Source organism: Kitasatospora sp. NPDC007106, assembly GCF_040634455.1.
Classification (GTDB): Bacteria; Actinomycetota; Actinomycetes; order Streptomycetales; family Streptomycetaceae; genus Kitasatospora; species Kitasatospora arboriphila.
Map to the genome: position 1 here is coordinate 1 of NZ_JBEYFP010000433.1, position 5,060 is coordinate 5,060.

Below are 5,060 nucleotides of genomic sequence, written 5' to 3' on the forward strand. Positions count from 1 at the left end.
CGGGGCCGGGGCGGCCGCGGCCGCCTACCGCTGGCTGCCCCGGCCCGTACCGGCAGCCGCGCGGCGGGCAGTGGCCGAGGAGGAGCGCCTGCTGCGCCAGTTGCCGCTCACCGCGGAGCTGCTGGCCGCCTGCCTCGGCTCGGCCTCCTCGCCCGGCCCGGCGGCCGCTGCCGTGGCGGCCGGCCTGGATTCCCCGATGCGTGACCGGCTGGCGGCGACTGCCGCACAACTCGCGCTGGGAGCGCCGCCGGAGGTCTGCTGGGAGCAACTCGGGGCAACCAGCCCGGCCCTGGCGCCGCTGGCCCGTTGCATGGTCAGGACCAGCCGCAGCGGCACGCCGCCGGCTGCCGCGCTGAGCGGCCTCGCCCAGGCGCAGCGGGCCACCGCAGCCCGGGCCGCCCACGCCAGGGTCCGACGCGCAGGCGTGCTCGCCACGGCTCCGCTCGGGCTCTGCTTCCTCCCTGCCTTCGTCCTGATCGGCATCGCGCCGGTCGTCATGGGCCTCGCCGCCCTCTTCGCGCAGCGGATCTGACGCTACGCCCGCCAAAGGCGCCGTCCCGTCCCACCCGCCCCGACTCGAACCGAGCCCTCCCAGAAGGAGTCTGCGATGTACCAGCCCACCGTCCGTCTGACCGACCTCCCGTCCCCGACGGCCGACGCCACCGAGGCAGCCCTCGACCCGGCGGCCGCGGCGCCCCTCGTCCCGACCTCCGTGGCTCCGCCGCCCGGCTCTCGGAGCCGTCGAGCCCCCGGGCTCCGCAGACAGCTCGAACTCCGCCGCCCGCTCGGGCTGCGCCGCATCGCCGTGGCCCGTGCGCGCCTCGCACGGCGTCTCGCCCGGCGCATCCGCGGTGCCGTGGTCGGCCCGCCGGACGCCGGTATGACCACGGCGGAGTACGCGATCGGCACGGTGGCGGCATGTGCCTTCGCCGCGATCCTCTACCGCGTGGTGACGAGCGGGACGGTCTCCGGGGCGCTCGGGGAACTGCTCGACAGGGCCCTCCATGCGGTCTGACCGCCGTCGGCGCGACCCGTCGCATCCGGGTCGACGGGGCCGGGCCGCGGCGGCCCGCAGCAGCAGGCCGCGCGACGCCGGGACGGCCACCGCCGAGACCGCGGTGGCGATGCCGGCCATGGTGCTGCTCATGGCCACGCTGATCTGGGGCCTCATTGCCGCCGCAGGCCAGATCCGCTGCGTCGACGCCGCCCGGATCGCGGCGCGGGCGGCTGCACGAGGGGACTCCGACGCGGCAGCGGCCGCCCGCGCGGCTGCTCCGCCCGGTGCGTCCGTCGAGATCGCCCGGGACGACGACACCGTGCGGGTCACCGTCGAGGCGCCCTTCCCCGCCCCCGGCCGGATCGGTGCGGCGTTGTCGGTCCGGCTGGGAGCCTCCGCGGTCGCCGCCCGCGAGGACGTGCCGAGCGGGGCGGAGGGCGGCACGCCATGGCCGTCCTGAGAAGGCGATCCGCCGCGTCCGGCCGTCCGTACGACCTGTCGTCCGAGCCGTCCCCCGGAGTGTCCCCCGATGCGGGCTCGGCCACCGTCTGGCTGCTCGCGCTGGGCATGCTCGGCTGCGCCGTGTTCGCCGTCGTGCTCGCGGTGGGAGCCACGGTGGCGGCCCGCCACCGTGCGGAGTCCGCCGCCGACCTGGCGGCGTTGGCAGCTGCCGAGCGCCTGCTGATCGACCCCGACGGGGGTTGCAGCCGCGCTGCCCGGATCACGGCGGCCCACGGTGCCTCCCTGGTGTCCTGCGCCCCCGAGCCGGAGGAGGACGCCGTCGAGGTGGTCGTGGAGGTGGCGGCGGGTCACCTCGGTCTCCCGGTCGGCCCTGCCCGGGCGCGGGCCCGGGCAGGCCCGGTCTGGGCCCCGGCCAGTGGCGGAGACACCTCCACCTCTGCCGATGGACCCGAAGGACCCGGCGGAGCCGACGGGGCGGCCGGGGCGAGCAGGGCGGAACGGCCCGCTGCCGTCCGGGCGCGGCGACCCACCCGGATCGACCGGTGGCAGCCGGCCCTACCGCGGTATCGCCCCGTCCGAGCCGCCCCCGACGGTCGGCGCCCCCGCGAGCAGCACGTCCAGCAGCCGGACGGCGGCCGCCTTGTCCAGCGGGTCGTTCCCGTTGCCGCACTTGGGGGACTGCACGCAGGACGGACAGCCGCGCTCGCACTCGCAGGCGGCGATGGCGTCGCGGGTGGCCGTGAGCCACTGCACGGCCCGGGTGTACCCGCGCTCGGCGAAGCCGGCTCCGCCGGAGTGGCCGTCGTAGACGAACACGGTGGGCAGGCCGGTGTCCGGGTGCAGCGGCACCGAGACGCCGCCGATGTCCCACCGGTCGCAGGTGGCGAACAGCGGCAGCAGGCCGATCGAGGCGTGCTCGGCGGCGTGCGCGGCACCCGGCAGCTGGTCGAACGGGATCTCGGCGTCGAAGAGCTGGTCCTCCGTCACCGACCACCACACCGCCCGCGTCCGCAATGTCCGCGGGGGCAGGTCGAGCTTGGTCTCGCCGAGGACCTCGCCGGTCGAGATGCGCTTGCGGAGGAAGCCCACCACCTGATTGACCACTTCGACCGAACCGAAGCTCAGCCGGGCCTCGCCCCACTCCTCGGATCTGTCGGTCGACAGCACGGAGATCGACGTGATGTCGCGGGCCGCCGTGGTGTAGGGCGGATCGGCCGCCTCCACCAGGGCGACGGAGGTCTCCAGGTCGAGGTCCTGCACCAGGTAGGTGCGTCCCTGGTGCAGGTGGACGGCGCCGGTGTGCACGGTGGTGTGTGCGGCTGCCGCGTCGACGGTGCCGAGCACCCGCCCGGTGGGGGCCTCCACGATCTGGACGGGGTTGCCGCCGCTGCCGCGCAGGTCCACCCCGTCCGCCGCCCGCTCCCGCCGGGTCCAGTACCAGGAGCCGTCCGCGCGTCGGCGGAGCAGCCCCCGCCGCTCCAGCACGGGGAGCAGCGGGGCGGTGGACGGCCCGAAGAGGTCGAGGTCGGTATCGGTGATCGGCAGTTCGGCCGCCGCGGCACACAGGTGCGGAGCCAGGACGTGCGGGTTGTCCGGGTCGAGCACGGTCGCCTCCACCGGGTTGGCGAACAGCGCCTCCGGGTGGTGCACCAGATAGGTGTCGAGCGGGTCGTCACGGGCGATCAGCACCGCCAGCGCGCCCTGCGCCTCCCGGCCGGCCCGGCCGGCCTGCTGCCAGAGCGAGGCCCGGGTGCCCGGGTAGCCGGCCAGCAGGACGGCGTCCAGACCGGAGACGTCGACGCCGAGTTCCAGCGCGGAGGTGGAGGCGAGGCCGAGCAGGCGTCCGGAGTGCAGGTCGCGTTCCAGCGCTCGCCGTTCCTCGGCCAGATAGCCGCCCCGGTAGGCCGCGACCCGCCCGGCCAGCGGGTTGCCCAGCAGGTCCTGCGCTTGGAGGGCAACCAGCTCGGCGGCCCGGCGGGAGCGGACGAAGGCGACCGTCCGCGTCCCGGACTCCACCAGGTCCGTGAGCAGGTAGCCGGCCTCCGCGGTCGCCGTCCGGCGGACGGGCGCGCCCTGCTCGCCGACGTGCTCGGTCAGCGGCGGCTCCCAGAGCGCGAACACCAGCGGGCCGCGCGGCGACGCGTCCTCGGTCACGGCCACCGCGGGCAGCCCGGTCAGCCGCTCGGCCGTCACGGCCGGTTCCGCGGTGGTGGCGGAGGCGAGCAGGAACGTCGGGTGGGACCCGTACCGGGCGCAGAGCCGCCGCAGCCGCCGCAGCACCTGGGCGACGTGCGAACCGAAGACGCCGCGGTAGCTGTGGCACTCGTCGACCACCACGTACCGCAGCGCCTTGAGGAAGGAGGACCACCGTGCGTGCCCGGGCAGGATGCCGCGGTGCAGCATGTCCGGGTTGGTGAGCACGTACGAGGCGTACTGGCGCACCCACTCGCGCTCCTCGGGCGGGGTGTCCCCGTCGTACAGCGCGACCCGCACCCGTGGCGGCACGAGCTCGGCGGCCCGCCTGCGCTGGTCGGCCGCGAGCGCCTTGGTCGGGGCCAGGTAGAGCGCGGTGGCGCCGCGGCCGTTGCGGGCCTCGGTGCCGTCGAGCAGTGCGCTCAGGACGGGCGCCAGGTACCCCAGGGACTTCCCCGAGGCGGTGCCGGTGGCGATCACCACGCTCCGCCCCGCCTGCGCCATTTCCATCGCCTCGGCCTGGTGCGCCCACGGCTCGCGCACGCCGAGTCCGGCGGCGGCCTCCCGGATTTCCGGACGGATTCCTTCCGGCCAGGAGGAATGGCGCGCGGGGCGGGAGGGAAGGTGCTCCGTATGGGTGAGGCGGTCCGACCGGCCCCGGTTGGTGGACAGGGTCTTCAGCAGTGCTTCGGGCGCGGTGTGACGGGGCGGCATGAGGACCCAGTGTGTCACCGGCGTGACGGAGAATCGCCGCAAGCCATCGTGCGGGCATGGTCACAGGTGGTTCAATGAGGCCGTGACGGCCGCACGGCCGAGGGACGCACGCCGATGCTGGTCAGCAGCGGCTTGCCTCGCCCGGCCTGCGACCACGCGGTGGCGGCCGCCCGGCCGAGGATCGCAATGACGTAGCAAGGCAAGGTGCTGGAGGTTCCGTGGACCTGTCCCTGTCGACCCGTACGGTCGGCGATCGCACGGTCGTCGAAGTCGGCGGCGAGATCGATGTGTACACCGCCCCCAAGCTGCGCGAGCAGCTTGTCGAGCTCGTCAACGACGGCAACTACCACCTCGTCGTCGACATGGAGGGCGTTGACTTCCTCGACTCCACCGGTCTCGGCGTGCTGGTGGGCGGGCTCAAGCGGGTCCGTGCGCACGAGGGTTCGCTCCGTCTGGTCTGCAACCAGGAGCGCATCCTGAAGATCTTCCGGATCACGGGCCTGACCAAGGTCTTCCCGATCCACAACTCGGTGGACGACGCCGTCGCCTCCACCGACTGATCGTCTTTCCCGCACCGGCGGGGCCGTGTCGCGGCCCCGCCGGTCCGGCGGGGCCGGGGGGGTTAGGAAGATGACAAGGCTGTACTCCCGTCACCCAAAGAATTATGGGGTTTGGGGTCTTGTGGGTGTTTATT

Annotated in this window: 5 protein-coding genes and 1 pseudogene; 5 read left to right on the top strand and 1 reads right to left on the bottom strand. The window is 74.8% G+C overall.

The genetic code is table 11. The features are described 5' to 3' along the window. From ABZ641_RS25405 to ABZ641_RS25420, 4 genes and pseudogenes are all read left to right on the top strand, one after another. Positions 1 to 532: type II secretion system F family protein (locus tag ABZ641_RS25405; RefSeq protein WP_359985207.1), on the top strand; the 532-nt coding region annotated here is incomplete at its 5' end. 312 nt (positions 533 to 844) lie between these two features. Next, on the top strand, positions 845 to 1,015 hold the full coding sequence (locus ABZ641_RS25410) for a DUF4244 domain-containing protein (protein ID WP_359985211.1): 171 nt from the start codon (positions 845 to 847) through the stop codon (positions 1,013 to 1,015). Further along, the gene (locus ABZ641_RS25415; protein WP_344622809.1) at positions 1,005 to 1,457 is read left to right on the top strand and encodes a TadE family type IV pilus minor pilin; all 453 of its coding nucleotides are present in this window, start codon (positions 1,005 to 1,007) and stop codon (positions 1,455 to 1,457) included. The genes ABZ641_RS25410 and ABZ641_RS25415 overlap by 11 nt, the downstream gene beginning before the upstream one ends. 107 nt (positions 1,458 to 1,564) lie before the next feature. Next, positions 1,565 to 1,798: pseudogene (locus ABZ641_RS25420) on the top strand (Rv3654c family TadE-like protein); the annotation flags it as partial. A gap of 216 nt (positions 1,799 to 2,014) precedes the next feature. On the opposite strand, the gene ABZ641_RS25425 reads toward ABZ641_RS25420, so the two are convergent. Beyond that, positions 2,015 to 4,366: a DEAD/DEAH box helicase gene (locus ABZ641_RS25425; RefSeq protein ID WP_359985209.1), complete on the bottom strand. Its 2,352-nt coding sequence runs from the start codon at positions 4,364 to 4,366 to the stop codon at positions 2,015 to 2,017. A gap of 218 nt (positions 4,367 to 4,584) precedes the next feature. On the opposite strand from ABZ641_RS25425, the gene bldG reads away from it, so the two are divergent. After that, positions 4,585 to 4,926 carry an anti-sigma factor antagonist BldG gene (gene bldG / locus ABZ641_RS25430; RefSeq protein WP_030272780.1) on the top strand — a complete coding sequence of 114 codons (342 nt, stop codon included), beginning with the start codon at positions 4,585 to 4,587 and terminating at the stop codon, positions 4,924 to 4,926. Positions 4,927 to 5,060: the final 134 nt, after the last annotated feature.